The sequence below is a fragment of the Saccharopolyspora gregorii genome (assembly GCF_024734405.1).
GTDB lineage: Bacteria > Actinomycetota > Actinomycetes > Mycobacteriales > Pseudonocardiaceae > Saccharopolyspora_C > Saccharopolyspora_C gregorii.
Genome location: NZ_CP059556.1, coordinates 4,684,064 through 4,710,313, shown reverse-complemented (window position 1 = coordinate 4,710,313; position 26,250 = coordinate 4,684,064). Strand labels below are relative to the sequence as shown.

The window sequence follows — 26,250 nt, the reverse complement described above, 5'->3', positions numbered from 1 at the left end:
AGCGGCCCGCACCCGCGAACGGGCCGTTCACGGCCGCGTTGACGGCGGGGCCGTCGCAGGCCCTGCCGCGCTCACCACGAGGCCCGGAGCCCGGGGTGCGGCTAGGGCGTGGAGTCCGCGGCGGGGGAGCGGCGCTCGGGCGGCGCGATCACGTCCACCTGGGTCACCTGCGCGGTCCGGCCGCGGCCCGCTTCCCGGTCCGCGCGGTCCTGCTCCGGCGGGTCCGCCGGCCCGGACCCGCGCCGGAAGCGGTTCAGCCCCAGCGGGTCGAACCGCACCAGCGACAGCCCGGCGAGCACCGCGGCGCCGACCCCGACCGCGACGAACGGCCAGTTGTACATCGCCTGCTCGCCGTCCGGGTAGTAGGCCAGCACCAGCACCACCGAGGAGCCCACCACGTAGGACAGCGCCCGCGGCGTCCACCGCAGCGCGCAGCCCAGCGCCAACCCCCAGGTCAGGTACCACGGCAGCACCACGGGCGAGAGCAGCGCGGCGGCGAGCAGCGCGATCGCGGCCCGGCGCACCGCGGTGGTGCCGCCTTCCTGCGCGCGCCACCACTGCCAGACCAGCACCCCGGCCAGCGCCAGCGAGCCGAGCGTGCGGCCGACCTCGACGAACGGCCCGCGGTCCACCTCGACGAACAGCGACACCAGGCTGTGCACGGCCTGGCCGATGCCGGTCGGCGCGGACAGGTAGTTCACGATCATGCCGGGCGCGGAGAGCGCGGGCAGCCAGCCGAACCCGACCTTGGCCAGCGCCATGCAGGCGGCGAACACCGGCACGAAGATCGCGACCGAGGCGGTGCCCGCACGCAGCAGCTGCTGCCAGCGGTTGCCCGGCAGCCGCGCCGCCCAGATCCACACCAGGAACGGCAGCGCCACCCCGGCGGTCGCCTTGATCGCCATGGCCAGCGTGACCAGCGCGATCCCGCCCGCGTGCCGGCCGCGCAGCACGAGCAGCGCGCCCATCGCCAGCAGGCCGATCATGAGCATGTCGTTGTGCGGGCCGCCGACCAGGTGCACGACCGTCATCGGGCTGGCGGCGACGAGCCACAGCGCGACCGGCAACCGGCCCCCGAGTTCGCGGACCAGACCCGGCAATGCGAAGATCAACATGACCAGGCCGCAGAGCAGCACCAGGCGCATCACGATGACACTCGAGATCATGCCGTCGCCGGCGATCAGGATCACGCCCTTGGCGATGCCCATGAACAGCGGCCCGTACGGGGCCGGGGTGGTCTGCCACGTCGGGTGCACGTTGTCCGGGATCGGCCCGGTCAGCGTCGAGGGCCCCACCGCGTAGGGGTCGATGCCGTGCAGCGCGAGCAGCCCTTGGCCCAGGTAGCTGTAGACGTCCCTGGTGAACAGCGGCGGCGTGATCAGCATCGGCAGGATCCACGCGGCCGTCGCCGCCAGCACGCCCCGGGAATCCACCAGCTTCGCCAGCACCCCGCGGCCCAGCCGCACCCACGCCCAGACCAGCACCCCGAAACCGGTGTAGAGCACGGCCAGCGCGAGGTCCCGGCCGTGGCCGTAGCGCATCGCCGACAGCGGACCGGAACCGAGGATCGGATCGTGGACGAGCACGCCCGCGCCGCCGAACGAACCGGCCAGCAGCAGCAGCGAACCGATCGTCCCGAGGGCGATGGTCCGCAGCGGTAATCGGCCGCTGCGGGCGCTCAGGTCGCGCGCTGCCTCGCCGGTGGGGCGATCAGTGCTCGGGGCTGGGGATCCGGCACCGCGTCGGGCCCGGTGGGCCTCGGCCGCGGCGCCCGGTCGGGTGGTCGGACTCGGGGGCATCGTGCGCTCCATGTTTCCACACGGTGATCCGCCGCCGGGCGGGACCGGGCCCGGTTGACCACTTCGTGATCAACCGGGCGCCGGTGAACGCGCGGTCGAATCCGGGTCACAGCGCGGTGACGCCGACCGTCGAGCCCGGCTCCACCTTGCTCCCCGCGAGCGGCAGCTGGCCCAGGATCAGGCTGTCGGGGCGCTCGAAGAACGAGTGCACCTCCAGCGTCAGGCCCAGCGCCGCCAGCTCCTGCTTCGCGTCCTCGGTGCGCTTGCCGTTGAGGTCGGGCACGGTCACCGCGTTCGACAGCACCACGCCCACCCGGGGCTTGCCGGAGAGCTTCACGACCGTCTCCGGCGCCGGATCGGTGGTGATCACGTGGTCGCCCTCGACGTTGGAGTCGAACTGCCTGCCCGCCTCGTACGGTTCGAACCCGGCGGCGGCGAGCGCGGCGAACGCCTCGTCCTTGCTCGCCCCGGTCACGTCCGGCACCGGCACCGGCGGCGGGCCCTTGCTGACCACGATCCGCACCGTCGAGCTGATCGGCAGCTGGGTGCCCGGGCCGGGGTCGACGCTGAGCACGGCGCCTTCCGGGACCTCGGTGTCGTACTGGTCGGCGGAGGAGTCCCGCTCGGGGCGCAGCGACGCGTCGCGCAGCGCCTGCTCCGCCTGCTCCAGCTCGGTGCCCTTGGCGATGTCCGGCACCTTCGGCCTGCCCAGCGACACCACCAGGTCCACCGACTGCCCGCTGAGGATCCGCGCGCCCTGCTTCGGCGAGGAGCTGATGACGGTGCCCGCGGGCACCTCGTCGTCGAGCTGCCGGGTGATCTCGGCGCTGAGGTCGGCGCCGCGCAGCACCTGCTGGGCGACCTCCTCGGTTTCGCCGACGACCCGCGGCACCTGGATGTAGCGGCCGCTGCCCATCCACCAGGCGGTGCCGCCGAGCAGGCCCGCGACCACCAGGATCGCCAGCGTGATCAGCGCGAACCGGCGGCCGCCGCGCCTGCGCTCCTGCTCGTGGAGCTCGGCGGGCGACGGGCGCACCGCCGCGATCTCGTGCGTGGTCTCCTCGGGTTCGGGTGGCCGCGGCATGGCGCGAGTCCCGCGCGGCCCGCCGGAGGGGCCGTAGGCGTCGGGCACCGAGGCCTCGGTGATGGGGGCGATCCGCTCGGTCGGCGGCCCGCCCGGGTCGGCCGAGACCATCTCGGTGCGCTGCTCGGACACCGGCACCGGGACCGGTACCGGGCGCAGCCCCAGCTCCGCGCTGATCCGCTCCAGCTCGCGCAGGAACGCCGCGGCGTCGTCCGGGCGGCCCGCCGGGTCGCGCCGGGTGGCGCGCAGCACCAGGTCGTCGATCGCGGGCGGCAGCTCCGGGGTGATCTCGCTCGGCGGCGGGACGTCGGCGTTCACGTGCTGGTAGGCCACCGACAGCGCGGTGTCCCCGGCGAACGGCGGGCGCCCGGTCAGCAGCTCGTAGAGCACCACGCCCGCCGAGTACACGTCGGTGCGCGCGTCCGCGTCCCCGGTCGTGACCTGCTCCGGGGACAGGTAGGCGACGGTGCCGAGGATGACGTTGCCGGTGGTGCTGCCCGCCGATGCGGTCGCCCGCACCAGGCCGAAGTCGGCGACCCGCACCGAACCGTCCAGCCCGACCAGCACGTTCTCCGGTTTGATGTCGCGGTGCACCATGCCCGCGTGGTGCGCGGCGGCCAGCGCCGAGAGCGTCGGGCGCAGCACGCTCACCGCCATCGGCAGCGGCAGCACGCCCTGCTCCAGCAGCACTTCGCGCAGCGTGCAGCCCTCCACGAGCTGCATCACCAGGTACACCCGGTCGCCGTCGACCTCCCGGTCCACGCCCTGGTCGTAGACGGCGACGACGGACGGGTGGTGCAGCCGGGCGGCGGACCGCGCCTCCAGCTCGAAGCGCTCCACGAACGACGGGTTCGCCGAGTAGTGCGAGTCCATCACCTTGAGCGCGACCGGCCGGTCCAGCCGGGTGTCCAGCCCGCGGTAGACGACGGACATGCCGCCGCGCGCGATCACCGAGTCCACCCGGTAGCGGCGCTCCAGCATGGCTCCGACGAGCTCCGAGCCGCCGCCGGGTCGTGTTCCAGGAGTCATGGTGTGTCCGCCAACCGCAGGGATGTCCGCTTGCCTGCGACGATTGTTCCAGGGCTCGCGGACCGCGCCGCCGCCCGGTGGGCTACGGCGCGCCGCGCCGGTCACCGGATCGATGATGACCCTTCCGGGGCACGCTCCCGATGGGCCGTTGTGGCATCGTGTTCGGGGTGAGTGCTATCCCCGCTGCCCCGGATGTGCTTGCTCCAGATGTGGAGATGACACCGCTGCCCGACGTCGCAGAACGTCTGGGCCTGGTGGTGACCCGGGTGCACCAGCTGATCCGTGACGGCCACCTGCTCGCCATGCGTCGCGACGGCATCCTCGTCGTCCCCGCCGCGTTCCTCACCGAGACCGCGGTGGTGAAGGGGCTGGGTGGCACGATCACCCTGCTCCGCGACAACGGCTACAACGAGGACGAGATCCTCACCTGGCTGTTCACCCCCGACGATTCGCTCCCCGGCACGCCCATCGAGGCGCTGCGCGGCGACCGCGGTCGCGAGGTGAAGCGGAGGGCGCAGGCGATGGGCTTCTAGGCCGCCGCCGCGGGCGCCACCGGCCCCCGCGCGTTCCGGACCGTCGGCGTCCGGAGAGATCGACCACAGCCGACACCCGTTCCACTCCGATGCCGGGTCGCTCCCACGAGCGGCCCGGCATCGTCGTTCTCGCAGGGCAGTGCGAGGGCTCCGCGGTGGAACACGTCGGAGGGCCCTGGAGTTCGTTCACCTGATGGGCCCCGTGATTGAAACGTGATTTCACATTCGGATGTTCTCATGGTGGAGAACTCGGATCGCATCGCCGCGCCCGCTCCCGTGCAGCCGCGGCGATCGGGCGCGCCCGGAAAGAGGAGGCAGGCAAGCAGTTGCGCCCGTTCACCACGGTCTGGAGCGCTTTGATCCCGGCAGCGTCCTCGTACCTGCTGCTCACCATCTCCGCCGCCCTGTTCGCGGTGGTCGTGCGCAGTCGCAGGTTCACCGTCGTCCCCGCGCTGCTGGTCTCCGCCGTGGACGCGGTGCTGCTGTACTCGCTCTTCCTCGTCGGCTACCTGGTGGCGGCGCCGCAACCGGCTCCCGCGGGCGTCGCGGTGCGGCTGGTGCCCGGAACCGACCTGGGGGCGGCGCTGCAGGCCTCGCCCGGGGACCTGCTGCCGTGGTTGCAGCTGGTGGGAAACCTGCTGCTGCTGGCGCCGTTCGGTGCGCTGGTGCCGGTGCGGGTGTCCTGGTTCGGCGGTTGGGGCCGGATCGCGGCGGGTGCGCTGGCGGTCACCTGCGGCATCGAGTTCCTGCAGTACACCGTGCTCACCGGGCGGGTGGTGTCGGCCGACGACGTGCTGCTCAACGCCTCCGGCGCGCTGCTCGGCGCATTGGTCACCCGGCCGTGGTGGGGCCGGTTGCCGCGGACGCTCACCGCGGCCCGCCCGGTCCGCGCACGGCACGCGCTGCGGCCGCAGTACGCCCGGTGATGCGCCGCCGAATCGGCGCGCCGGAATTCCGCACCGCGAATCGGCGGGCGTTCGAGCGGAATTCGCGGGAATCACGCGGAATGCGCGGCGGGAGCCGCCGAGATCAACCGGTGATCCGCCGCGCGGCCAGCTTCCCGGAGATCAGCACCGGCGGCACCCCCACCCCCGGCGTCGTCCCCGACCCGGCCAGCACCACGTTCTCCGGATCGCGCAGCAGGTTCCGCGGCCGGAACGGCCCGGTCTGGGCGAAGGTGTGCGCCGCCGAGAACGGGGTGCCCGCCGCGTGTCCCTGCGCCGCCCACCCGGCGGGCGTGACGACGCGCTGCACCTCGACGGAGTCGGCGAACCCGTCGAAGCCCCGCGCCTCCAGCACCGCGAACAGCTCGTCCCGGTAAGCCGGGCCGATCCGCTCCCAGTCGAACCCGGCGGTGCGCAGGTTGGGGCACGGGGCCAGCACGTAGTGCAGCTCGCGGCCCGCCGGGGCCAGCCCCGGATCGCTCGCCGTCGGCCGCGTCACCAGCAACGACGGATCGCTCATCAACCGGCCGTCCCGGATGATCTCGGTGAAGGTGCGCTCCCAGGCCGCGCCGAACGAGATCGTGTGGTGCTCGGTCCCCGGCCAGGAACGCGTCGTCCCCGCGTGCACCACCACCGCCGACGGCGACCAGCGCAACCGCCGCCGCTGCCGCCCGCCGAGCAGCCGGTGCACCACCGGCAGGTCCGGGGTGAGCACCACCGCGTCCGCCGGAATCCGCTCCTGCCCGGCGTGCACCGCCACCACCCGGTCGCCGCGCCGCTCCAGCCGCCGCACCTCGGCGCCGTAGCGGAACCGGACCCCGGCCGCGGCCGCGGCGTCCGCCAGCGCGGTCGGCAGCGCGTGCATGCCGCCGCGCGGGAACCACACGCCGCCGACCGTGTCCATGTACGAGATCACCGCGTACAGCGCCAGCGCCCGCCGCGGGTCCAGCCCCGCGTACAGCGCTTGGAACGAGAACACCCGCCGCAGCCGCTCGTCGCGCAGGAAGCTCCCGATGGCCGGGCCGAGCCGGCCGAAACCACCCAGTGCGGCCAGCCTGCCCAGCTCCGGCCCGACCAGGTCCAACGGCGAGTCGAAGTTCGCGTCGATGAACCGGCCCATCTCGGCCCGGTGCACCTCGGTGAGCCAGTGCCGCAGCCGCCGGTACCCGGCAGCCTCGGCCGGGCCCGCGAACCGGCGCACCTCCTGCTCCATCGCCGCGCCGTCGGTGTGCACGTCCAGCGCCGAGCCGTCCGCGAACCGCGCCCGGTACGCGGGGTGCAGCGGGATCAGCTCCAGCCGCTCGGCCAGCGAGGAACCCACCGCGGCCAGCGCCTCGTCCACCAGCTCCGGCATGGTCAGCACCGTCGGACCGGTGTCCACCCGGTAGCCGTCCAGCTCCAGCAGGCCCGCGCGCCCGCCCGGCAACGGCTCCCGCTCCACCACCGTGACCGAACGGCCCGCACCGGCCAGGTGCAGCGCGCACGCCAGGCCGGCGAGCCCGGCGCCCACGACGACGACGTGCTCGGTGCGGCCCGGGACGCGGCGCATCAGTGGGTCCGGTCGGTGACGGCCTCGGCGAGCTCCGCGAGCCGGGTCGCGGCCGGTTCGGCCAGGTCCGCCTCGCGCAGCGTGCGGTGCGCGGCGGCGGTGAGCTGCGCGATCCGGTCCTCCACGGCCTGCTGCGCGCCCAGCCGCACCAGCACCTCGCGGGCCGAGTCGATCCGCTCCGGCGAGACGTCCGGGTCGCCGAGCACCGCGCGCAGCTCGGCCGCCCGCTCCTCGTCACCCCGTTCGCGGGCCACCCGCAGCGCCTCCGCGACGAGCAGCGTGCGCTTGCCCTCCCGCAGGTCGTCCCCGGCGGGCTTGCCGGTGACCGCCGGGTCGCCGAACACGCCGAGCAGGTCGTCGCGGAGCTGGAACGCCACCCCGATGTCGTGCCCGAAGCTCTCCAGCGCCGCCAGTACCGCGGCGTCCGCTCCCGCGATCTCCGCGCCCAGCTGCAGCGGCCTGGCCACGGTGTAGGACGCGGACTTGAGCTCCGCGACCCGCAGCGCCGCCTCCGGGGTCTCGTCCCCGCGGACCTGGCTGAACACGTCGAGGTACTGCCCGGCGAGCATCTCGGTCCGCATCGCCCGCCACGGCCGCAGCCCGCGGGCCAGCTGCTCCGGCTGGAGCCCTGCGCAGTGCAGCATGTCGTCGGCCCAGGCCAGCGCCAGGTCGCCGAGCAGCACTGCCGCGCTCATCCCGAACTGGGCGGCACCTCCGGCCCAGCGCTCCCGGTGGTGGGCGCGGGCGAACTCGCGGTGCACCGTCGGGCGGCCGCGGCGGGTGTCGGATTCGTCGATCAGGTCGTCGTGCACCAATGCGCAGGCCTGGATGAGCTCCAGCGCGCTCGCGGCCCGCAGCATCGCCTCGGCCGCCGGGCCCTCCGGGGCACCGCCGGCCGCCCGCCATCCCCACCACGCGAACGTCGGGCGGATGCGCTTGCCACCGCCGAGCACGAAGCGGCTCACCTCCCGCGCCGCGGTGGCGAACCCGCCGTCGAGCTCGGTGCACTCGGCGAGCCGGAATTCCAGGTGTTCGGCGAGGGTGCGGTGCACCTGACCGGGCAGATCGGAGTCCACGGCGTCCTCGGTGGTCGTGTCCGCGGGGGTGTTCAGCTGCGGTGCGGATTCCTTGATGGGCACGGGCACCATCCTGCGCGACGCGCCCGGCAGGTCGGCGCACGGGGCCGGGCGCCCGGCGCGACCACCGGTCACCGGACGCGATCACCGGCTTCGGCGCGGTCCCGCTCGTGCGTGCGCTGCGCGAGCAGCCCGATGACGACCACGGCGCCGAGCACCACGGCCGCCAGCACCATCGTCCAGATCCAGCCGACGCCGATCCCGGTGCCCGCGTACTGGAAGGTGGCGTTGAGCTGGTTGACCTCGCCCGGTTCCGGCGCCCACGTCACGACCCCGGAGGTCTCCTTGCCGTTGGTGGAGGTGATCTCGCCCGGAGCGGTCAGCTCGATGCGCACCGCGGAGTCGGTGTCGGCCAGCGGCGTCAGGTCCAGCATCGTGGTGAACTCCACCAGCGACCCCCGCCGCTCCAGGTGCAGCTGGTAGCGGGACTCCGAGGGGCTCAGCGCGTTGCTGAGCCGCTCCAGCTCCTCGAACTCCAAGTCCTGGAACGACAGCCGCGAACCCACCCGGCCCTGCTCCTCGAACGGCGCCACCTGCACCCGGTCGGCGAGGTCGTCCGGCGGGTGCAGCCGGAACGGCACCTGGCCGTCGGGCGTGTCGGTGGTCAGCACCAGCTCTCCGGAGGTCTTGTCGTCCTCGGTGAGCGCCACCGACGCCGTGGTGTGCAGGCACCCGCTCAGCAGCGTGCCGACCAGCACCAGCAGCAGACCCAGACCGGCTCGGCGGCCGGCGCGCATCGTTTCGCCTCGCACGCCGGTGATGCTCGCACCGGCCGGGACTGATCGCCGCGTTCCGCGGTCGCCCGCGATCACCCGTCGAACACCGAAGGTGGCCGGGCGCGCACCCCGGCGCGATAACCTTCGCCCCATGGCATCCGAGCGCACTGGCGTCCACCAGATCAGCGACCGCTTCGTCGACGAACTCGCCGAACTGGACCCGATCGAGGCGACGGCCCTCGGCCTTCCGGGTGGTGATGAACTGCTGACCGACTACTCGCCCGACGGCCACCGCGCTCGCGGCGAGCTGGCGCGCCGGGCGCTCGCGGAGATGACCGCCGCCGAACCGGCCGACGCGGGCGAGCGGGCCGCGAAGGCCGTGTTCCTGGAACGCATCGGGCTCGACGTGGAACTGCACGAGGCGGGCGAGGACCTGGCCTCGCTGAACGTGATCGCCAGCCCGGTGCAGAACCTCCGCCAGATCTTCGACCTGATGCCGACCGACACCCCCGAGCAGTGGCGCACCATCGCGCGACGCCTGGAGCGGATGCCCGCCGCGGTGGCGAACCTGCGCGCCGGACTCGCCGAAGCGGCCGCGCAGGGGCGCGTCGCCGCGATCCGCCAGGTCACCAAGGTCGCCGAGCAGTGCGAGACCTGGGCGGGCGCGAACGGCCGCGACTCCTACTTCGCGAGCCTCGTCGGCCGCGCCGAGGTCCCGGACGCGCTGCGGTCCGAACTGGACGCCGCCGCCACCGGCGCGGCCCGCTCCTACGCCGAGCTCGCGGGCTTCCTGCGCACCGAACTCGCGCCGCGCGCGCCGCAGGCCGACGCCGTCGGTGAGCAGCGGTACCGGTTGTGGTCCCGCTACTTCACCGGCGCCGCCCTCGACCTGCGCGAGGCCTACGAGTGGGGCTGGGCCGAGTTCGCCGGCATCGAAGCCGAGATGAAGCAGGTCGCCGACCGCATCCGCCCCGGCGCCACGCTCGCCGAAGCCGCCGCGCAGCTCGACGCCGACCCGCGCTACCGGGTGCACGGCCAGGACGGCCTCCAGCGGTGGATGCAGCGGCTGTCCGACCAGGCGCTGCACGACCTGCGCGGCACCCACTTCGACATCCCCGACGAGCTGATGGCGCTGGAATGCCGCATCGCCCCGCCCGGTGGCGGCGTCGGCGCCTACTACACCGGACCCACCGACGGGTTCACCCGGCCGGGCCGGATGTGGTGGTCCGTGCCCGCCGACCGCGAGGAGTTCCCCACCTGGCGGGAGACCACCGTCGTCTACCACGAGGGCGTTCCCGGCCACCACCTGCAGATCGCGACCGCCGTGCACCAGGCCGAGCGGCTCAACAAGTTCCAGCGGCTGGCCTGCGTGGTGTCCGGGCACGCCGAGGGCTGGGCGCTCTACGCCGAGCGGCTGATGCGCGAGCTCGGCTACCTCGGCGACGACGGCGACCTGCTCGGCATGCTCAACGACCAGCTGTTCCGGGCCGCGCGGGTGATCGTGGACATCGGCATGCACCTGGAGCTGGAGATCCCCGCCGGGACCGGCTTCCACGAAGGGGAGCGGTGGACGCCGCAGCTCGGCGCGGAGTTCATGCTCACCCGCACCGTCGCCGAACCGGCGCAGGTGCACGACGAGATCGACCGCTACCTCGGCTGGCCGGGGCAGGCGCCGTCCTACAAGATCGGCGAGCGGTTGTGGCGGGCGGCGCGGGACGACGCGCGGGCGCGCTACGGGGCGGAGTTCGACTCGAAGGACTTCCACCGGCGAGCGCTGGAGCTGGGGTCGATGGGCCTCGACACCCTCCGGGAGCAGCTCGCCGCGCTCTGACCGCCTGCCCCCGAAGCTCGTGCCGCGGGGCACCGTGGTGGCGGGACCGCCTTCAGCTGCGGAGCGCTCGGGTGGCAACCCCGCTGCGGGATCGGTGGTCCGTGCACAGCGACACCGCCGTCCTCGTGGGGGAACCGCGGAGAACCCGCGGGTGGTCTTGCCGCTCGGGTGGCCGGTGGCTCAGCGGCTCCGCCGCCGCCCGGATCGGTCAGGCGGTCTCCAGGGGAAGGCTGCGGCCCAGGACCGCGAACGGGCGCGGGTCGCCGGTGAACCGGTAGTGGCGCAGGACGTCGCCGAAACCGACCCGTCGGTACAGCTTCCACGCCCGGGTCGGGCCCTCCGGCGTGGACAGCAGCACGGCGTTGCCGGGCGCCCCGTCGAGCAGCCTGCGCAGCAGCGTCTCGCCGAGCCCGCCGCCCTGGCTGTCCGGGCGCACGTGCAGCTCGGTGAGTTCGAAGTAGTCCCGCATCCACTGCTCGGCCTCGGCGCGCGGGGTGACGGTGAGCATGCCGCGGAACACCTGCTCGTGCCACCACTGCCCGGGCACGCCCAGGTAGCCGTAGCCGATGCCGACGAGCTCGTCCTGCTGGTCGAACGCGGCCACGCAGCGCCAGCCCGCCCGCATCATGTGCGCCGACCACATGGGGGCGCGCTGCTGCGCGGTGGACGGCGGGTAGCCCATCGCGTCCACGTAGACCTGTAGCGCTTCGGCCAGGCGTGCCCTGAGCTGGTCGGCGGTCAGCTCGACGATGCGGTCGATGTGCGGTGAGGGCGCGGCTGTCACGAGCCGAACACTAGAGGGTCGGGCAAGGCCCGGTGGTGTGCGGTCCTGCTCGGCGGCGCCGGGCTCGGTGCGCAGGGGTTCCGGTGTCGGTGCTGGTGGGCGGGGCGCGCTGGACGTGACTCGAACAGGTGATCTACGGCTCGGTCCTTGAGCGCGCCGCCGCGCCGGTCTAGTCTGGAGCCAGTCGAACTGAGGTTCGAGTCCGTCGGATCCGCGCCACGGGTACCGGACTCGCGGGACTTCGGTTCGCACGTCACGTCCGGTGGCGGGGTGGGGGAAGCACCTCGTCACCGGACGGCCGGCTTCCCCCCGGCTCACCACGTCCCACCGCGGTCCGGCGCGCTCCGGCTCCGGACCGGCACCGTCGTGACCGAGCGGAGAACACCGATGTCCCAGCACCTGCCCACCTCCCGGTACCGGCGCGGACCGCTGCCCATCCCGGCGCAGCGGCGCCCGGCCGACGCGCCGCTGCGCCGGCGGTGCGAGCCGAACCCGGCGCGTCGCGGCGACCGGCGCAAGGACGGCGACGACTGGCTGCCGGTGACCGCCCCGCCCGCGCCCGCGGGTGCTCGTTCCCTGCTGGCGCAGGCCAAGGGGTGTCTGCTCGACGCGCAGGACTCCACCAAGGCCGCCGAGCGCTACGTGTTCGCGCACCTCGCGGCGCTGCGGGCGGCGACCGCGGTCGTCCTCGCCCGGTCCTGGCGGCACCGCGCCCGGCTCTCCGGCAGCGTGTGGCTCCAGCTCACCGAGGTCGCCCCCGAACTGCGCGAATGGGCCGCCCACTTCACCGCGGGCTCGCTGCGCCGCGCCGCGGCCGAGGCGGGCAGTCCCGGGATCAGCCCCGGCGAAGCCGAGATCTGCCTGCGGCACGCCACCGAGTTCGTCGGCGTCGTCGAACGCGGCGTGTCCGGAGCCGCCCGATGACCCTGCGCCCGCCAGCGGACCTCTCGATCGACACCGGCCGGATGCTGGAGCTCATCGGGGTGGAAGGGCAGCTGCTCACCGCCGCCACCCACGACGTGCACCCGGACGCGCGCGTGCCCGGCGCCTCCGGCCGGACCGTGGCCGAGACGATCTGGTTCCTCGGCGGCCAGTGCGAGGACGCGCTGACCTGGATGGGGGCCTCCGAGCAGGACGCGAGCGCTTGGGTGGTGCCCGATCCGGCGAGCCTGCGCGAGGTCACCGGCCGCTTCACCGCCCGCCTCGCCGAACTGCTCGCCGAGTTCGGTACCCGGCCACCCGGCGACGCCTGTCCCACCTGGTGGCCGGAGGAGCACTCGGTGCGGTTCTGGATCCGCCGGATGCTGCACGCCACGGCGGTGCACCGGGTCGACGTGCAGGGCGCGGCCGGAGTGCCGCGCACCGGCATCGACGCGGACGTGGCGCTCGACGGGATCGACGAGGCGCTGCGGCTGTGGCTCGGCTACCGGCTGCACGCGCTCGGCATCCACGCCACCCGGCCGTGCGTGCTGGGCGTGTCCACCACCGGCGCCGACTGGTCGGTGCACGCCGAACCGAACCGCACCGTCGTGCACCGCACCGGTCCCGGCGCGCACGTGTCCGCGGACGCGGTGCTCGGCGGCGACCCGGAAGCGCTCTACCTGTGGCTGTGGGGACGGCTGCCGGACCGGGAGATCACGACATCGGGGGACCAGGACGCCGTGGCCCAGCTCTGGGGACTGCTCCGCCTGGCGACGCGATGACCGCGTGCGCGGGCTCGTCCCGCGCGGCGGGGCAGGCGGCGGAACCGTCCCGCCCGCCTTCCCGCGCGGGGCTCGGCCGGCGGGACCGCAGCGGTCGCCTCGCCGGCTCCGCCGCCCGCCACGATCCGACGGGTGATCACGCGCGGAGGCGGAGGCCCTTCGGGGTGGGGCGGAACCCCGCGTCGGTGAGCACCTCGGCCAACCGGGACCCCCACGCGCCCTCGCCGTCCGCGCGCTGCACCACCAGCTGCTCCAGCCAACCGTCCCGCACCGCGCGCGCGAGCCCGTCCGCCCCGGCGCGCAACACCTGCTCGTCCTCGGTGAACGACAGCAGCGACTTGCCCCCGCGCTCCACGTACAGCACGGCCGCACCCGCGACCAGCACCACCAGCGAACCGGCCTTGCGGCCCGGGCGGTGCCGGGTGTCGCCGACGGCGTCCGGCCAGGGCAGCGCCGCGCCGTAGGGCTGCGCCGGATCCGCGGCGGCCAGCACCACCGCGTCGGCCGCCACGGACCCCCGGCCGTCCGAACCGGACAGCGCGCGCACCCGGTCGATCGCCCCGGGGACCGCGAACTGCGCCGCCCCCAGGCCCTCCACCACGTAGCCGCGGCGGCAGCGACCGGACTCCTCCATCGCGCGCAACACCTTGTACACCGCGGAGAAACCGCCGGTGACCCGCTCGGTCTCCAACGCGCCGCGGGTCAGCACGCCGTGCCGCTCCAGGAAGGACTCCGCCCTGGCGTGCGCCCGGCGAGTGGGCTCCGCGGCCGGTGCCGGGGCCAGGGACCAGCGCCCGGACACCGCGGGCGGGCCGCTGCGGCTCGGCATCGCGGGCCGGCCGGTGCGCAACCGTGCGTACCGGCCGCGCGGCGCGCTGCGGCGCGGCTTGTGCGCCGCACCCTTCCCGGACACCAGCGCCCGCAGCGGTGCCAACGTGTCGTTGGTGACCCGGCCGGACCACACCAGGTCCCACAGCGCCGCGATCACCGCGTCGTCGGCCGGAGCCTGCTCGCCGCGCTCCACCAGGACCGCGCCCGCGCGGTCGGCCAACGTGCGGAAGAACTGCGCGCCGCCGTCCAACGTGGACAGCAGGGCGTCGTGCAGCGCGCTCTCCGCCGCGGCCTCCGGCAGATCGGGCAGCAGCAGGTCCGCCACGTCCGTCGGAGCGAACGCGATCCACCCGTCCCCACCGGCCAGCGCCCCCGAACCGACCCAGGACACCTCACCGGTGGAGGTCAGCTCGTCGAGCAGCGCGGGCGAGTACCCGGGCAACCGGGCGGGCAGCACCAGCGACTCCAGCGCGCTCGCCGGGATCGGCGCCCCCGCCAACTGCTCGACCACCGCGTACACGTCGTCCACCGTCGGAGCCGTCCGCAGCCGGGCGCCCACGCCGTGCCACGCGGGCAGGAACCGGCCCAGCGCCGCCGGTTCCACCGGCTCCACCTCGGCCCGCAGCCGGGCGAGCGAGCCGCGCCGCAACCGCCGCAGCACCTCGGCGTCGCAGTACTCCAGCGCGCCACCACCCCCGGCCTCCAGCGGGCGCAGTTCGCCGCGCACCAACCGGCCCGAGCCGGTGAGCCGGTCCAGCACGTCGTGCACCACGGCGACACCCAGGCCGAACCGCCGCGCTGCGGCCTCGGCCGGGAACGGGCCGCGGCAGCGCGCGAACCGGATCAGCAGTTCCCCCAGCGGGTCCGCCACCGGCTCGGTGAACGCCTCCGGCACCCCCACCGGCAGCGCGACGCCCAGCGCGTCCCGGACCTTGCCCGCGTCCTCGACCGCGATCCACCGGGCCTCCCCGGCGATGCGCACCTCCAGCACGCGCCGCTGCGCCCGCAGCTCCGCCAGCCACTCGGGGCGGATCCCGCGTTCCTCGGCCTCCGCCGTGGACAGGTCGCCGAGGAACCGCAGCAGGTCCACCGCGGACTCGGCGTCCTTCGCCCGCCGTTCCGGGGCGAGCCGCTGCAACTGCCGCTCGACCTCGGCGACCACCTCCGGGTCGAGCAGTTCGCGCAGCGCCTCCGAACCGAGCAGCTCCGCCAGCAGCGTCGGGTCCAGGCTCAACGCCGCCGACCGCCGCTCCGCCAGCGGCGCGTCCGCCTCGTACAGGAACATGCCGATGTAGCCGAACAGCAGGCTGCGTGCGAACGGCGACGGCGACGGCGTCTCCACCTCCACCACCCGCACCCGGCGGGACGCGACCTGCGACATCAGCTCCACCAGCCCGGGGACGTCGTAGACGTCCTGCACGCACTCGCGCAGCGCTTCCAGCACGATCGGGAACTGCTCGTACTGCGCGGCCACCGCCAGCAGCTGCGCGGACCGCTGCCGCTGCTGCCACAGCGGGGAACGCTTCCCCGGATCCCGCCGCGGCAGCAGCAGCGCCCGCGCCGCGCACTCCCGGAAGCGGGCGGCGAACAGGGCCGAACCGCCCACCTCCTCGGTGACGACCTGCTGCACCTCGTCCGGGGACAGCAGCACGTCCTCGGCGCTGGGCAGCACGTCCGCGCCCCCCTCGTCCAGCGCGTCGGCGAGCCGCACCACGATCCCGTCGTCCGAGGACGCCACCTGCGGATCGATCCCGCGCCGCTCCCGCAACCGGGCACCGATCGCCAGCCCCCACGGGCCGTTGACCTGCGCGCCGAACGGCGAGTGCACCACCATCCGCCAGTCGCCGAGCTCGTCGCGGAACCGCTCCACCACGATCGTGCGGTCGTCCGGGACGTGCCGCGTCGCCTCCCGCTGCTCGGCCAGGTACGCCAGCAGGTTGTCCCGCGCCCACTCGTCCAGCCCGGCCCGCGCCATCCGCTCGACCGCGTCGTCCCGGTCCGCGGCCACCAGCTCCCGCACGAACGCGCCCAGCGCCCGGCCCAGCTCCAGCGGGCGCCCCGGCGAATCGCCCTTCCAGAACGGCATCCGCGCGGCCTGCCCCGGCGCGGGCACCACGATCACCCGGTCGTGGGTGATGTCCTGGACCTTCCACGACGAGGTGCCCAGCAGGAACGTGTCGCCCACCCGCGATTCGTAGACCATCTCCTCGTCGAGCTCGCCGACCCGCACCCCGCCGCGCCCGGCCTCCTCGTCGCCCGGCGTCGTCACGGTGAACAGTCCGCGGTCCGGGATGGTGCCGCCGGAGGTCACCGCGAGCCGCTGCGCCCCCGGCCTGGCCCGCAGCTCGTCCTGCACCCGGTCCCACACGACCCGGGCCCGCAGCTCCCCGAACTCCTCGCTCGGGTAGCGGCCCGCCAGCATGTCCAGCACCGCGTGCAGCGCCGAATCCGGCAGCCCCGCGAACGGGGCCGCCCGCCGCACCACGCGTGCCAGCGACTCCAGCGGCCACGGCTCCACCGCCACCATCGCCACCACCTGCTGGGCCAGCACGTCCAGCGGGTTGCGCGGGAACGACAGCGATTCGATGAGCCCGGCCGCCATCCGCTCCGCCACCACCGCGCAGCTCACCAGGTCACCGCGGAACTTCGGGAACACCACCCCGCGCGAGACCGCGCCCACCTGGTGCCCGGCGCGACCGACGCGCTGCATCCCGGACGCCACGCTCGGCGGCGCCTCGACCTGCACCACCAGGTCCACCGCGCCCATGTCGATGCCCAGCTCCAGCGAGGACGTCGCCACCACGCACGGCAACCGGCCGGACTTGAGCTCCTCCTCCACGACGGAGCGCTGGTCCTTCGACATGGAGCCGTGGTGCGCCCGCGCCACCACCACGGCGGCGCCGGTGGTGATCCCGGAGCCGCCGACCGCCTCCGCGGGGAACCGGTCCGGTTCGGCGGCCTCCCCGGCGCGTTCGGTGGCGAGCTCGTTGATGCCCGCGGTGAGGCGCTCGGCGAGCCGCCGCGAATTGGCGAACACGATGGTGGAGCGGTGCTGGTCGACCAGGTCCAGGACGCGTTCCTGCACCGACGGCCAGATGGACGTGCGCGGCTGCTCCCCGGCGGCCGGGCCGTCCACCTCGCCTGCCGGCTGCCCGAGCTCGGCGAGGTCCGGGACCGGCACCTCCACGGTCACCTCGACCTGCTTGGGGTGCTCGGGCTGCACGGTGCGCACCGGTCGGCCGCCGCCGAGGAACGTGCTCACCTCCGAGACCGGGCGGACCGTCGCGGACAGCCCGATGCGCTGCGCCGGCGCGGCCAGCAACTCGTCCAGCCGCTCCAGCGACAGCGCCAGGTGCGCACCGCGCTTGGTGCCCGCCACCGCGTGCACCTCGTCGACGATCACCGCTTCCACGCCGCGCAGCGACTCCCGCGCGGCCGAGGTGAGCAGCAGGAACAGCGATTCGGGCGTGGTCACCAGCACGTCGGGGGGAGTGCGGTTGAAGGTGCGCCGCTCGGCGGCCGGGGTGTCGCCGGTGCGCATCCCCACCCGGATCTCCGGCGGGGCCGCGCCGCGGCGCTGGGTGGCCTGCCGGATCCCGGCGAGCGGGGCGCGGAGGTTGCGCTCCACGTCCACCGCCAGCGCCTTCAGCGGCGACACGTACAGCACGCGGCAGCGCCGCTTCGGGTCCTCCGGGAGCGGTGCGGTGGCCAGGCCGTCCAGCGCGGACAGGAACGCGGCCAGGGTCTTGCCGGAGCCGGTGGGCGCCACGACCAGCGCGTGCTCCCCGGCGCCGATCGCCCGCCACGCCCCGTCCTGCGCCCGCGTCGGCGCGTCGAAGGCGCCCCGGAACCAGTCGCGGGTGGCGGGGGAGAAGCGGTCCAGCACGTCGTCCACCCCTCCATGCTGGACCAGCGGACCGACAGCCGGCGCCGGTCGCCGCGCGGGGGCCTCAGCGGCGGCGGTTCTGCCAGAGCCAGCGGAGGGTGACGACGATCGCGACCAGCAGCATCGCGGCGATCACCAGCTGGCCCAGCGGGCTGGAGAGGCCGGTCGGATCCGCTTGCATCGGCAGCACACCTCGACGGTACCCGGCGGTGCGCTCGGTAGGCTGGTCGCGATGCGACACACCGATTTCCGCGAACGCATGGCCGAGGAGTTCGGCAGGCTGCGCGCCGAGATGCTCGCCGAGGACCACGTGCTGTCGACGCTCGGCGGCCGCACCGCGGACCAGGCCCTGGAGGCCGGGTACTCGCCGAAGCAGGTGTGGCTGGCGCTGTGCGACGTCTTCGAGGTCCCGGCCGCGCGCCGCTGAACCCGTTCTTCACACGCAAGGGTGACGAGGTTGGCGTGTCGGCCCGGTGATCGAACATCCGTTCGCCTATGATCGGATGCGCGGACCGGACCTCGGTGTTCGACCGGGCCCCGTCGCCGGAGAACGGGCGACCGGGTGGCCAGGGCATCCACCGGAGTGTCGGTCCCAACCCGTAGCGTCGTGCGCACACGACGAAGTCCGACTTGACCGAGGTGGACCCCCGATGGCAGCGACACCGGACAAGGGCAAGGCGCTCGAACTGGCCCTCGCCCAGATCGACAAGCAGTACGGCAAGGGATCGGTGATGCGGCTCGGCGACGAGTCGCGGGCGCCGGTCGAGGTCATCCCCACCGGGTCCATCTCGCTGGACGTGGCGCTGGGGATCGGCGGCCTGCCACGGGGTCGCATCGTGGAGATCTACGGCCCGGAGAGCAGCGGTAAGACCTCGGTCGCGCTGCACGCGGTGGCCAACGCCCAGAAGCTCGGCGGCACCGCCGCGTTCATCGACGCCGAGCACGCGCTGGACCCGGAGTACGCCAAGTCGATCGGGGTGGACACCGACGCGCTGCTGGTCTCCCAGCCCGACACCGGTGAGCAGGCGCTGGAGATCGCGGACATGCTGATCCGCTCCGGTGCGCTGGACTGCATCGTGATCGACTCGGTGGCCGCGCTGGTGCCCCGCGCCGAGATCGAGGGCGAGATGGGCGACAGCCACGTCGGCCTCCAGGCCCGGCTGATGAGCCAGGCGCTGCGCAAGCTCACCTCCGCGCTCTACAACGCCAAGACCACCGCGATCTTCATCAACCAGCTCCGCGAGAAGGTCGGCGTCATGTTCGGCAGCCCGGAGACGACCACCGGTGGTAAGGCGCTGAAGTTCTACTCCTCGGTGCGGCTGGACGTGCGGCGGATCGAGACGCTCAAGGACGGCTCCGACGCGGTGGGCAACCGCACCCGGGTCAAGGTGGTGAAGAACAAGACCGCGCCGCCGTTCAAGCAGGCCGAGTTCGACATCATCTACGGCATCGGGATCAGCCGCGAGGGTTCGCTGATCGACATGGGCGTGGAGCAGGGCATCATCCGCAAGTCCGGTGCCTGGTACACGTACGAGGGCGACCAGCTGGGCCAGGGCAAGGAGAACGCCCGCAAGTTCATGCGGGAGAACCCGGACGTGGCGAACGAGATCGAGAAGCGGATCAAGGAGAAGCTCGGCATCGGGGCCAAGCTCGACGACGAGCAGGCCGCGGAACCGGCTCCCGTCGAGTTCTGAGCCCGCTCGTGCCGGAAGACGACGACTCCGCCCATTCGCCCTGGGGCGACGAGTCCTCCCGGGCCGGTTCCCGCGGGCAGCGGGCCGGCTCGGTGGCTCGACGGCGCAGCGGTTCCGGCGGGCGAGGTGTGTGGCGCAGCACGGACCACGCGCCCCGTTCGCCGGACGATGCCGCGGAATCCGGCTCCGGTGCGGCGCGCTCGCCGGACACCGGCGCGTCCGCCGAGTTCGTGTCGGCGGACGGTTCCGCCGCGCGCACCGGCAAACGCCGTCGCCGCAGCGAGCTGACCACCGGCGAACCCGAACCCGGCGAACCCGAACCCGCACCGAGCGGTCGGCGTGGCGGTCGGCGTGGCGGGCAGCGCCGCGAGGAACGTCCGCCGGGCGTGCCGCAGTCCCCGGAGGCCTCGGCCCGCGACATCGTGTACCGGCTGCTGGCGGTGCGCGCCCGCAGCCGGTCCGAACTGCGGAACGCCTTGCTGCGCAAGGAGATCGACGAGGACGTCGCGGACGCGGTGCTGCAGAAGTTCGTCGACGCGGGCCTGGTCGACGACGCCGAGTTCGCCGAGGCCTGGGTCAACGAGCGCCAGCGCAACCAGGGCCTGGGCCGCAAGGCGCTCGGCTACGAGCTGCGCCGCAAGGGCGTCGAGGAGCACCTCGTCGCCGAGGCGCTCTCCGCGGTGGACCCGGACGCCGAGGAGGAGCGGGCGCGGGAACTGGTGCGCCGCAAGCTCCGCTCCGCCCGGGTCGACGACCAGGAGAAGCTGCTGCGCCGGCTCGTCGGCATGCTCGCGCGCAAGGGTTACTCCGAAGGCCTCGCCTTCCGGGTCGCGAAGGACGAACTCGGGCGAGCGGACGACCCGGACCTGTCCTGAGCGGGGGCGGCCAGGTCCGGACGGCACCTGAGCTGACGCAGCACGCGCCCGGCGGGTGGATTCGGAGATCACCGGTCTTCGCTAGGCTGCCCGCTCGGACGTCCGGAGTCGATCGACAGGGGTGACATGCGAGTCGGTGGTGGCGCGGGAACGGCGGCACGGCACATCGTGTGGGACTGGAACGGCACGTTGCTCGACGACAACGACGCCGTGGTCGCGGCGGTGAACGCGGTCTGCGCCGAGTTCGGCAGGGACCCGATCGACCTGGAGCACTGGCGGACGGTGTTCAGCCGCCCGCTGCAGCAGTGCTACGAGCGGCTGCTGGAGCGTCCGCTGACCGAAGCGGACTGGAACAAGCTGGACGTGCTCTACCACGAGCACTACCGGGAACTGCTGCACACGGCGCGGCTCGCCCCGGGCGTGCCGGACGAACTGCACAGCTGGTCGGCGGCCGGGCGCACCCAGTCGCTGCTGTCGATGTGGTTCCACGACGAACTGGTCCCGCTGATCACCGAGCTGGAGCTGCTGCCGCTGTTCGAGCGCGTCGACGGGCTGCGCACCGAGGTGGGCGGCGGCGCCAAGGCCGAGCACCTGGACCACCACCTCACCGCGCAGCGGTTGCGGCCGGCGGACGTGGTGCTCATCGGCGACGTCCTCGACGACGCGCTCGCCGCCGACAAGGTCGGCACCGGCTGCGTGCTGGTGACGACGGGCGTGATGAGCCGGTCCGCGCTGGAACCGGCGGGGGTGCCGGTCGTCGACTCCATCCCGGACGCCCTCGCCCTGATCACCGACGAGCTCGCCGCCTGACCCCGGTCGGGTCGCACGCCGGTCAGTACAGCGTCGGCGGTGACGTCGTGACGATGCGCCGCCAGGGTCCGCCGGGCACGTCGGACTCCTCCACGAAGCGCCAGTTCACCCGGTCCTGCGCGCCGTTGAGCCGGGTGAACCCGAGGCAGCCGTTCAACGCGGGCGACACGTCCAGTCCCGCCCCGTTGAACCGGGTGTTCACCGGTCGCGCGTCGTCGGGCCCGAACACGTAGCGGGCGTCGTGGTACTCGGCGGGCCCCGCGTCCTGCACCTGCCCGTAGCAGACCGCGTCGCCCCTGGTGAGCTGCACCCAGCGGTTCTTCAGGTAGCTGAACGCGCGGTCCCGCTCGCGCCCGGCGTAGCCCGGATCGCGGCTCCACGGCACCACGTCGGCGCGCTGCGCGAAGGCGATCGGATCGTTCAGGTCGTCGAACGGCAGGTCCAGGTAGAACGGGTTCTCCCGCGGTGCCATCCGGGTCGGGAAGTACCCGTTGTGCGCCGTCCGCGGCTCCGTCTCGCACCGCCCGTCGACCAGCACCCCGTCGCAGCCGCCGTAGTGCTCCTGCCACGCCGCGTCGTAGGTGGAGATCACCTGGCTGCCGTCGGAGGCGTCCGGGTCGAGCACTTCACCGACCCAGAACGTGGTCGCCACGATGCCGGTGTGCCAGGGGTACTGGCGGCCGGGCACCTGCTCACCTCCCGCGCAGGAAGCGGTGATCAGGGCCGCGGTCAGCGCCGCCACCGCGCGCGTCCGGGGCAGCGGCATGCGGGCTCACCCCGTTCCCCGGCCGGTCACGGGCACAGCCACCGCCGCGGGACCCACCAGTCCAGTTCGCGGCAGGAGCTCTCGTTGGTGGCCTTCGCGTCGACCCGCACCTGGTAGTCGTCGGTGGTGACCGAACCCGGCGAGAACAGGGCGAGCCCGTAGCTGAGCCCGGTCGCCTCCTTCGGAACCGGCGGGGTCGTCCAGTGCGCCCTCGACCACTGCTCGGCGGGCGCGAAGGTCGGTCCGGCCGCCCAGTAGCGCCACTGCCCGACCCGGTCCCGGTAGTACACGGCGAGCTGGGTGGGCGCCGTCGACTTGTACCAGGTGCTGAGGGTGTAGTTGTGCCCGGTGTGCGCGGGCAGCGAGTACTCGCCGAGGTCCAGCGTCGACATCAGCTTCGCGTCGCCGTCGGTGAACCGGGTCATGTCCAGGCGTTGCGCCCACCGCCCTTCGTGCGCGTCGCGGGTCCTGGTCCACACCGGCGTGTTCGTCCCCCAGCCGCCGGTCTCCCAGCCGATCGGGAGCCCGTCCGGCCCGGCGTGTTCGAGCGACGCGTTGACCGGCCGGTCCCGGTCCTGCGGCGGGGACGCCCGGTGCACGGGTGCGACCCGGCCGCCGACGATCTCGTGCACGGTGCGCACCGGGGTCCCGCGGTCGTGCAGCCAGCCCGCGAACTCGTCGAGGACCCGGGGGTTGAGCCCGAGGGGCCCGCACATCTCGCAGGTCTGGTGCAGCACCAGCGGTACCCACCCGCCACCTGCGTCATCGGCGCGGGTCACCGCCTCCTTGAGGTCGTCGACGGTGGTCTCGCGCCGGATCATGCCGGGGGAGCGGATCTCGTACGGGTCGGCGGGCGGGGTGGATTCGGCGGCGGGGCAGTCGGCGCAGTCGCCGGGCGCGCGCAGACCGCCCATGGTGCGGGCGCTGTTGTAGCCGCAGTCCTGCACGGCCTTCCGCACGTTCTGGTCGGTTTCGTTGAACGGCGTGGTGAACGAGGTGGCCTGGTAGCCCCACTGCTCCAGGTTGGCCCGGTCGTCGCAGATCTGCCTGCGCATCTCGTCGGGGCTGACGGAGGTGAGGTCGGGGTGGGTGACGGTGTGCCCGCCGATCTCGTGTCCGGCGTCGGCGATCCGCCGCAGCTCGTCGTGACCGAGGTAGCCGGGGCTGCCGATGGCGCCGGAGATGATGTAGAAGGTGCCGCGCATGCCGTGCCGCTGCAGCACTTCGGCGCCGGAGGTCTGCGAGACGCTGCCGTCGTCGAAGGTGAAGCTGACGACGGTCCCCGAGCCGGGGGTGCGGTCCGGTTCGGCGCTGGCGGGGCTGGCCCCGGCGATGCCGAGGAGCGCGGCGAGCAGCAGGGCGCCGAGCGCTCGCCGGGGCCGGCGGTGCGGCTCCGGCGAGCGGTGTCGGTTGGCGCGCAGGTGCATTCGGTGACCGTCCCAGCGTCGAGGTCCTCCCGACGCTACGAGCCGCCGCGGGCGGACCGGATCGCCTGCGGAGGGGACGGCGGCTACCGCGTTCGCGGGAGGACCGCGCCGGTCGGCGGGGACGTCCCGGGCGGATCGGCCCCGGCCACGGATCGCTGCGGCGCCGGACCAGCACCAGAGCCGCCCCGAGGCGACCGGATCAGCACCCGAGCCCCGAGGCGACCGGATCAGCCCAGCGCGGACCTGATCAACCCAGCGCCGACCGGATCAACCCAGCGCCGCGGCTTGCCGCGCCAGCGCTTCGACCTGTCCCCACTGCCCGGCGGCGAGCAGCTGCTTCGGCGCCAGCCACGAGCCGCCGACGCAGCCCACGTTGGGCAGCGCCAGGTAGCGGCCCGCGTTGTCGACGCTGATGCCGCCGGTGGGGCAGAACCGCAGCTGCGGCAGCGGCCCGGCGATGGACTTGAGGTACGGCACCCCGCCGCTGGGTTCGGCGGGGAAGAACTTCATCGCGGTGACCCCGCGCTCGGCGAGCCGCATCGCCTCGGCGACGGTGCTGACTCCCGCGAGGTAGGGCAGTCCGGTGGCGTCCACGTCGTCGAGCAGCCGGTCGGTGGCGCCGGGCGTGACGATGTACCGGGCGCCGGCTTCGCGCGCCTTGTCGGCCTGGCCGACCTCGGTGATGGTGCCCGCCCCGACGACGATCTCCGGAACTTCCGCGGCGAGCCGTTCGATGGCGGGCAGGCCCGCGGGGGTGCGCAGGGTGACTTCGATGGTGCGGATGCCGCCGCGCAGCAGGGCTTGGCCGAGCGGCACCGCGTGGGCGACGTCGTCGAGGGCGACGACGGGCACGACGGGGCTGAGCTCGAGCACTTCGGAGGCAGTGTTCATGGCGGTGTTCACCTGTTCTCGGTAAGCGCCGGTGCAGGCGGTCGGTCGTCCGGCGCCGCCCGCGGTCCTTCGGACGGGCGGATCAGACGGGCAGGTCGCTCGGCGCGTCGGTGCGCTGCTGCGGTGCGAACACGCTAGCGCCCTGGTCGGCGCGGCCGACGGCGTGGCGGAAGGCGGCGAACAGTTCGCGGCCGGTGCCGTGCTGGGTGGCGGCGGCGCCGGGGGCGGGTTCGCGGGCGGCGAAGTCGTCGTCGCCGACGAGCACTTCGAGGGTGCCGTTCTCGGCGTCGAGCCGGACCATGTCGCCGTCGCGCACCCGCGCGAGCGGTCCGCCCGCGGTGGCTTCGGGGGTGAGCTGGATGGCGGCGGGGATCTTGCCGGAGGCCCCGGACATGCGTCCGTCGGTGACCAGCGCGACCTGGTGTCCGCGGTCCATGAGCACGCCGAGCGCGGGGGTGAGCCCGTGCAGCTCGGGCATGCCGTTGGCCTGCGGCCCCTGGTTGCGGATGACGACCACGACGTCGTGGTCGAGTTCGCCGGTGCGGAACAGCTCGGTGAACCGGTGCTGGTCGTCGAAGACGCGCGCGGGCGCGGTGACGACGCGGTGCTCCGGCTTGACCGCGGAGACCTTGATGACCGAGCTGCCGAGGTTGCCGCGCAGCACGCGCAGCCCGCCGTCGGGCGCGAACGGGTCGTCGACGCCGCGCAGCACGTCCGGGTCGAGGCTCTCGGCGGGGGCATCGCGCCACACCAGCTCGCCGTCCTCGAGGAACGGCTGCTGCCGGTACCGGTCGAGTCCGTACCCGGCGACGGTGTGCACGTCGGGGTGCAGCAGTCCGGCGTCGAGCAGCTGGCCGATGAGGGTCTGCACGCCTCCGGCGGCGGCGAAGTGGTTGATGTCGGCGGAGCCGTTGGGGTAGACCCGCGACAGGGAGGGCACGACGGCGGAGAGCTCGGCGAAGTCGTCCCAGGTGAGTTCGATGCCCGCGGCGGCGGCGATGGCGGGCAGGTGCAGCGTGTGGTTGGTGGAGCCGCCGGTGGCGAGCAGCGCGACGACGCCGTTGACCAGGGCTCGTTCGTCGAGCAACCGGCCGATCGGGGTGCGCTCCTCGCCGCGGGCGAGCTGCACGACGCGCCGCGAGGCCTCGTCGGTGAGGGCACGCCGCAGCGGGGTGCCGGGCGCGACGAAGCTGGAGCCGGGCAGGTGCAGCCCCATCACTTCGACGACGAGCTGGTTGGAGTTCGCGGTGCCGTAGAAGGTGCAGGTGCCGGGGGAGTGGTAGGAGGCCGACTCGGCTTCGAGGAGGTCTTCCCGGGTCGCCTTGCCCTCGGCGAACAGCTGCCGGACGCGGCTCTTCTCGCCGTTGGGCAGCCCGGAGGGCATCGGCCCGGCCGGCACCAGGATCGTCGGCAGGTGCCCGAAGGCGAGTGCGCCGATGAGCAGCCCGGGCACGATCTTGTCGCACACGCCGAGCAGCAGCGCCCCGTCGAACATCTCGTGGGAGAGCGCGACTCCGGTGGCCATCGCGATCACGTCGCGGGAGAACAGCGACAGTTCCATGCCCGCGCGGCCCTGGGTGATGCCGTCGCACATGGCGGGGACACCGCCGGCGAACTGGGCGACGCCGCCCGCGTCGCGCACCGCGTCCTTGATCCACGCGGGGTATTCGTCGTAGGGCTGGTGCGCGGAGAGCATGTCGTTGTACGCCGACACGATCGCCACGCCCGGCTTGGTCTCGCCGCGCACCGCGATCCGGTCGGCGCCGCTACAGCCCGCGAAGCCGTGGGCCAGGTTGCTGCAGGGCATCCCGGCACGGGTCGGGCCGTCAGCGGCGGCGGAGTCGATGCGTTCGAGGTACTCGCGCCGGGTGCGCGCGCTGCGCTGCGCGATGCGCTCGGTGACCCGAGCAACGACGGGATGGATGGCCGCGTGCGTCGCCATTCCTCGCCTCCTGAGCGATC

20 protein-coding genes are annotated in these 26,250 nt (G+C 74.0%); 9 read left to right on the top strand and 11 right to left on the bottom strand.

Annotated features, from left to right (window positions below; genetic code table 11):
* Positions 1–101 precede the first annotated feature (101 nt).
* Positions 102–1,799, bottom strand: coding sequence for a polyprenol phosphomannose-dependent alpha 1,6 mannosyltransferase MptB (gene mptB / locus H1226_RS20475; RefSeq protein ID WP_258342123.1), 1,698 nt, complete (start codon positions 1,797–1,799; stop codon positions 102–104).
* 106 nt (positions 1,800–1,905) lie between these two features.
* The gene (pknB, locus tag H1226_RS20470) at positions 1,906–3,912 is read right to left on the bottom strand and encodes a Stk1 family PASTA domain-containing Ser/Thr kinase (protein ID WP_258342122.1); all 2,007 of its coding nucleotides are present in this window, start codon (positions 3,910–3,912) and stop codon (positions 1,906–1,908) included.
* A gap of 167 nt (positions 3,913–4,079) precedes the next feature.
* On the opposite strand from pknB, the gene H1226_RS20465 reads away from it, so the two are divergent.
* A complete protein-coding gene (locus tag H1226_RS20465) occupies positions 4,080–4,445 on the top strand; it encodes an Rv2175c family DNA-binding protein (RefSeq protein ID WP_224955337.1) in 366 nt (121 codons plus the stop codon).
* 356 nt (positions 4,446–4,801) lie between these two features.
* The gene (locus H1226_RS20460; protein ID WP_258342120.1) at positions 4,802–5,371 is read left to right on the top strand and encodes a VanZ family protein; all 570 of its coding nucleotides are present in this window, start codon (positions 4,802–4,804) and stop codon (positions 5,369–5,371) included.
* Between the two features lie 103 nt (positions 5,372–5,474).
* Here H1226_RS20460 and crtI read toward each other — a convergent pair whose 3' ends face one another.
* From crtI to H1226_RS20445, 3 genes are read right to left on the bottom strand one after another with little or no spacing between them, the layout of a single operon-like run.
* Positions 5,475–6,938 (bottom strand): phytoene desaturase family protein, encoded by a 1,464-nt coding sequence (crtI, locus tag H1226_RS20455; RefSeq protein WP_258342119.1) that lies wholly within the window; start codon positions 6,936–6,938, stop codon positions 5,475–5,477.
* Positions 6,938–8,086 (bottom strand): polyprenyl synthetase family protein, encoded by a 1,149-nt coding sequence (locus tag H1226_RS20450; protein WP_373689969.1) that lies wholly within the window; start codon positions 8,084–8,086, stop codon positions 6,938–6,940. The genes crtI and H1226_RS20450 overlap by 1 nt, the downstream gene beginning before the upstream one ends.
* A 59-nt stretch (positions 8,087–8,145) precedes the next feature.
* Positions 8,146–8,826: a DUF3153 domain-containing protein gene (locus H1226_RS20445; protein WP_224955340.1), complete on the bottom strand. Its 681-nt coding sequence runs from the start codon at positions 8,824–8,826 to the stop codon at positions 8,146–8,148.
* A 115-nt stretch (positions 8,827–8,941) separates the two neighbouring features.
* Between H1226_RS20445 and H1226_RS20440 the strand changes: the two genes are divergently transcribed.
* The gene (locus H1226_RS20440) at positions 8,942–10,621 is read left to right on the top strand and encodes a DUF885 domain-containing protein (protein WP_224955341.1); all 1,680 of its coding nucleotides are present in this window, start codon (positions 8,942–8,944) and stop codon (positions 10,619–10,621) included.
* A 208-nt stretch (positions 10,622–10,829) separates the two neighbouring features.
* Here H1226_RS20440 and H1226_RS20435 read toward each other — a convergent pair whose 3' ends face one another.
* Positions 10,830–11,405, bottom strand: coding sequence for a GNAT family N-acetyltransferase (locus H1226_RS20435; protein WP_258342115.1), 576 nt, complete (start codon positions 11,403–11,405; stop codon positions 10,830–10,832).
* Between the two features lie 387 nt (positions 11,406–11,792).
* On the opposite strand from H1226_RS20435, the gene H1226_RS20430 reads away from it, so the two are divergent.
* Both H1226_RS20430 and H1226_RS20425 read left to right on the top strand, forming a co-directional pair.
* Positions 11,793–12,329 carry an SAV_6107 family HEPN domain-containing protein gene (locus H1226_RS20430; protein ID WP_258342113.1) on the top strand — a complete coding sequence of 179 codons (537 nt, stop codon included), beginning with the start codon at positions 11,793–11,795 and terminating at the stop codon, positions 12,327–12,329.
* Positions 12,326–13,108, top strand: a complete 783-nt coding sequence (locus H1226_RS20425) for a maleylpyruvate isomerase N-terminal domain-containing protein (RefSeq protein WP_224955344.1) — start codon at positions 12,326–12,328, stop codon at positions 13,106–13,108. Before H1226_RS20430 ends, H1226_RS20425 begins: the two co-directional genes overlap by 4 nt.
* A 136-nt stretch (positions 13,109–13,244) precedes the next feature.
* Here H1226_RS20425 and H1226_RS20420 read toward each other — a convergent pair whose 3' ends face one another.
* Positions 13,245–17,834: an ATP-dependent helicase gene (locus H1226_RS20420; protein ID WP_258342112.1), complete on the bottom strand. Its 4,590-nt coding sequence runs from the start codon at positions 17,832–17,834 to the stop codon at positions 13,245–13,247.
* Positions 17,835–18,057: 223 nt separating this feature from the next.
* On the opposite strand from H1226_RS20420, the gene H1226_RS20415 reads away from it, so the two are divergent.
* From H1226_RS20415 to H1226_RS20400, 4 genes are all read left to right on the top strand, one after another.
* The gene (locus H1226_RS20415) at positions 18,058–18,252 is read left to right on the top strand and encodes a DUF3046 domain-containing protein (protein WP_224955346.1); all 195 of its coding nucleotides are present in this window, start codon (positions 18,058–18,060) and stop codon (positions 18,250–18,252) included.
* Between the two features lie 223 nt (positions 18,253–18,475).
* Positions 18,476–19,519, top strand: a complete 1,044-nt coding sequence (recA, locus tag H1226_RS20410; RefSeq protein WP_224955347.1) for a recombinase RecA — start codon at positions 18,476–18,478, stop codon at positions 19,517–19,519.
* 128 nt (positions 19,520–19,647) lie between these two features.
* Positions 19,648–20,394 (top strand): regulatory protein RecX, encoded by a 747-nt coding sequence (locus tag H1226_RS20405; protein ID WP_373689968.1) that lies wholly within the window; start codon positions 19,648–19,650, stop codon positions 20,392–20,394.
* A gap of 126 nt (positions 20,395–20,520) precedes the next feature.
* Positions 20,521–21,204: an HAD family hydrolase gene (locus H1226_RS20400; protein ID WP_258342111.1), complete on the top strand. Its 684-nt coding sequence runs from the start codon at positions 20,521–20,523 to the stop codon at positions 21,202–21,204.
* Positions 21,205–21,226: 22 nt separating this feature from the next.
* Here the strand turns inward: H1226_RS20400 and H1226_RS20395 are convergent, their stop codons facing one another.
* The 4 genes from H1226_RS20395 to edd all read right to left on the bottom strand — a co-directional run bounded on the left by H1226_RS20395 (position 21,227) and on the right by edd (position 26,230).
* Positions 21,227–21,970, bottom strand: a complete 744-nt coding sequence (locus H1226_RS20395; RefSeq protein WP_258342110.1) for a hypothetical protein — start codon at positions 21,968–21,970, stop codon at positions 21,227–21,229.
* Between the two features lie 26 nt (positions 21,971–21,996).
* Entirely contained in the window at positions 21,997–23,397 is a 1,401-nt protein-coding gene (locus tag H1226_RS20390; RefSeq protein WP_258342109.1) for a polysaccharide deacetylase family protein, read from the bottom strand.
* A gap of 267 nt (positions 23,398–23,664) precedes the next feature.
* The gene (gene eda, locus H1226_RS20385; RefSeq protein WP_224966425.1) at positions 23,665–24,288 is read right to left on the bottom strand and encodes a bifunctional 4-hydroxy-2-oxoglutarate aldolase/2-dehydro-3-deoxy-phosphogluconate aldolase; all 624 of its coding nucleotides are present in this window, start codon (positions 24,286–24,288) and stop codon (positions 23,665–23,667) included.
* A gap of 82 nt (positions 24,289–24,370) precedes the next feature.
* Positions 24,371–26,230 carry a phosphogluconate dehydratase gene (edd, locus tag H1226_RS20380; RefSeq protein WP_258342108.1) on the bottom strand — a complete coding sequence of 620 codons (1,860 nt, stop codon included), beginning with the start codon at positions 26,228–26,230 and terminating at the stop codon, positions 24,371–24,373.
* Positions 26,231–26,250 lie beyond the last annotated feature (20 nt).

Excerpts from the sequence above, each read along its gene's own strand:
- mptB (WP_258342123.1), bottom strand. The coding sequence starts at position 1,799 with ATGCCCCCGAGTCCGACCACCCGACCGGGCGCCGCGGCCGAGGCCCAC.
- pknB (WP_258342122.1), bottom strand. The coding sequence starts at position 3,912 with ATGACTCCTGGAACACGACCCGGCGGCGGCTCGGAGCTCGTCGGAGCC.
- crtI (WP_258342119.1), bottom strand. The coding sequence starts at position 6,938 with ATGCGCCGCGTCCCGGGCCGCACCGAGCACGTCGTCGTCGTGGGCGCC.
- H1226_RS20450 (WP_373689969.1), bottom strand. The coding sequence starts at position 8,086 with ATGGTGCCCGTGCCCATCAAGGAATCCGCACCGCAGCTGAACACCCCC.
- H1226_RS20440 (WP_224955341.1), top strand. The coding sequence starts at position 8,942 with ATGGCATCCGAGCGCACTGGCGTCCACCAGATCAGCGACCGCTTCGTC.
- H1226_RS20430 (WP_258342113.1), top strand. The coding sequence starts at position 11,793 with ATGTCCCAGCACCTGCCCACCTCCCGGTACCGGCGCGGACCGCTGCCC.
- H1226_RS20425 (WP_224955344.1), top strand. The coding sequence starts at position 12,326 with ATGACCCTGCGCCCGCCAGCGGACCTCTCGATCGACACCGGCCGGATG.
- H1226_RS20415 (WP_224955346.1), top strand. The coding sequence starts at position 18,058 with ATGCGACACACCGATTTCCGCGAACGCATGGCCGAGGAGTTCGGCAGG.
- recA (WP_224955347.1), top strand. The coding sequence starts at position 18,476 with ATGGCAGCGACACCGGACAAGGGCAAGGCGCTCGAACTGGCCCTCGCC.
- H1226_RS20400 (WP_258342111.1), top strand. The coding sequence starts at position 20,521 with ATGCGAGTCGGTGGTGGCGCGGGAACGGCGGCACGGCACATCGTGTGG.
- H1226_RS20395 (WP_258342110.1), bottom strand. The coding sequence starts at position 21,970 with ATGCCGCTGCCCCGGACGCGCGCGGTGGCGGCGCTGACCGCGGCCCTG.
- H1226_RS20390 (WP_258342109.1), bottom strand. The coding sequence starts at position 23,397 with ATGCACCTGCGCGCCAACCGACACCGCTCGCCGGAGCCGCACCGCCGG.
- eda (WP_224966425.1), bottom strand. The coding sequence starts at position 24,288 with ATGAACACTGCCTCCGAAGTGCTCGAGCTCAGCCCCGTCGTGCCCGTC.
- edd (WP_258342108.1), bottom strand. The coding sequence starts at position 26,230 with ATGGCGACGCACGCGGCCATCCATCCCGTCGTTGCTCGGGTCACCGAG.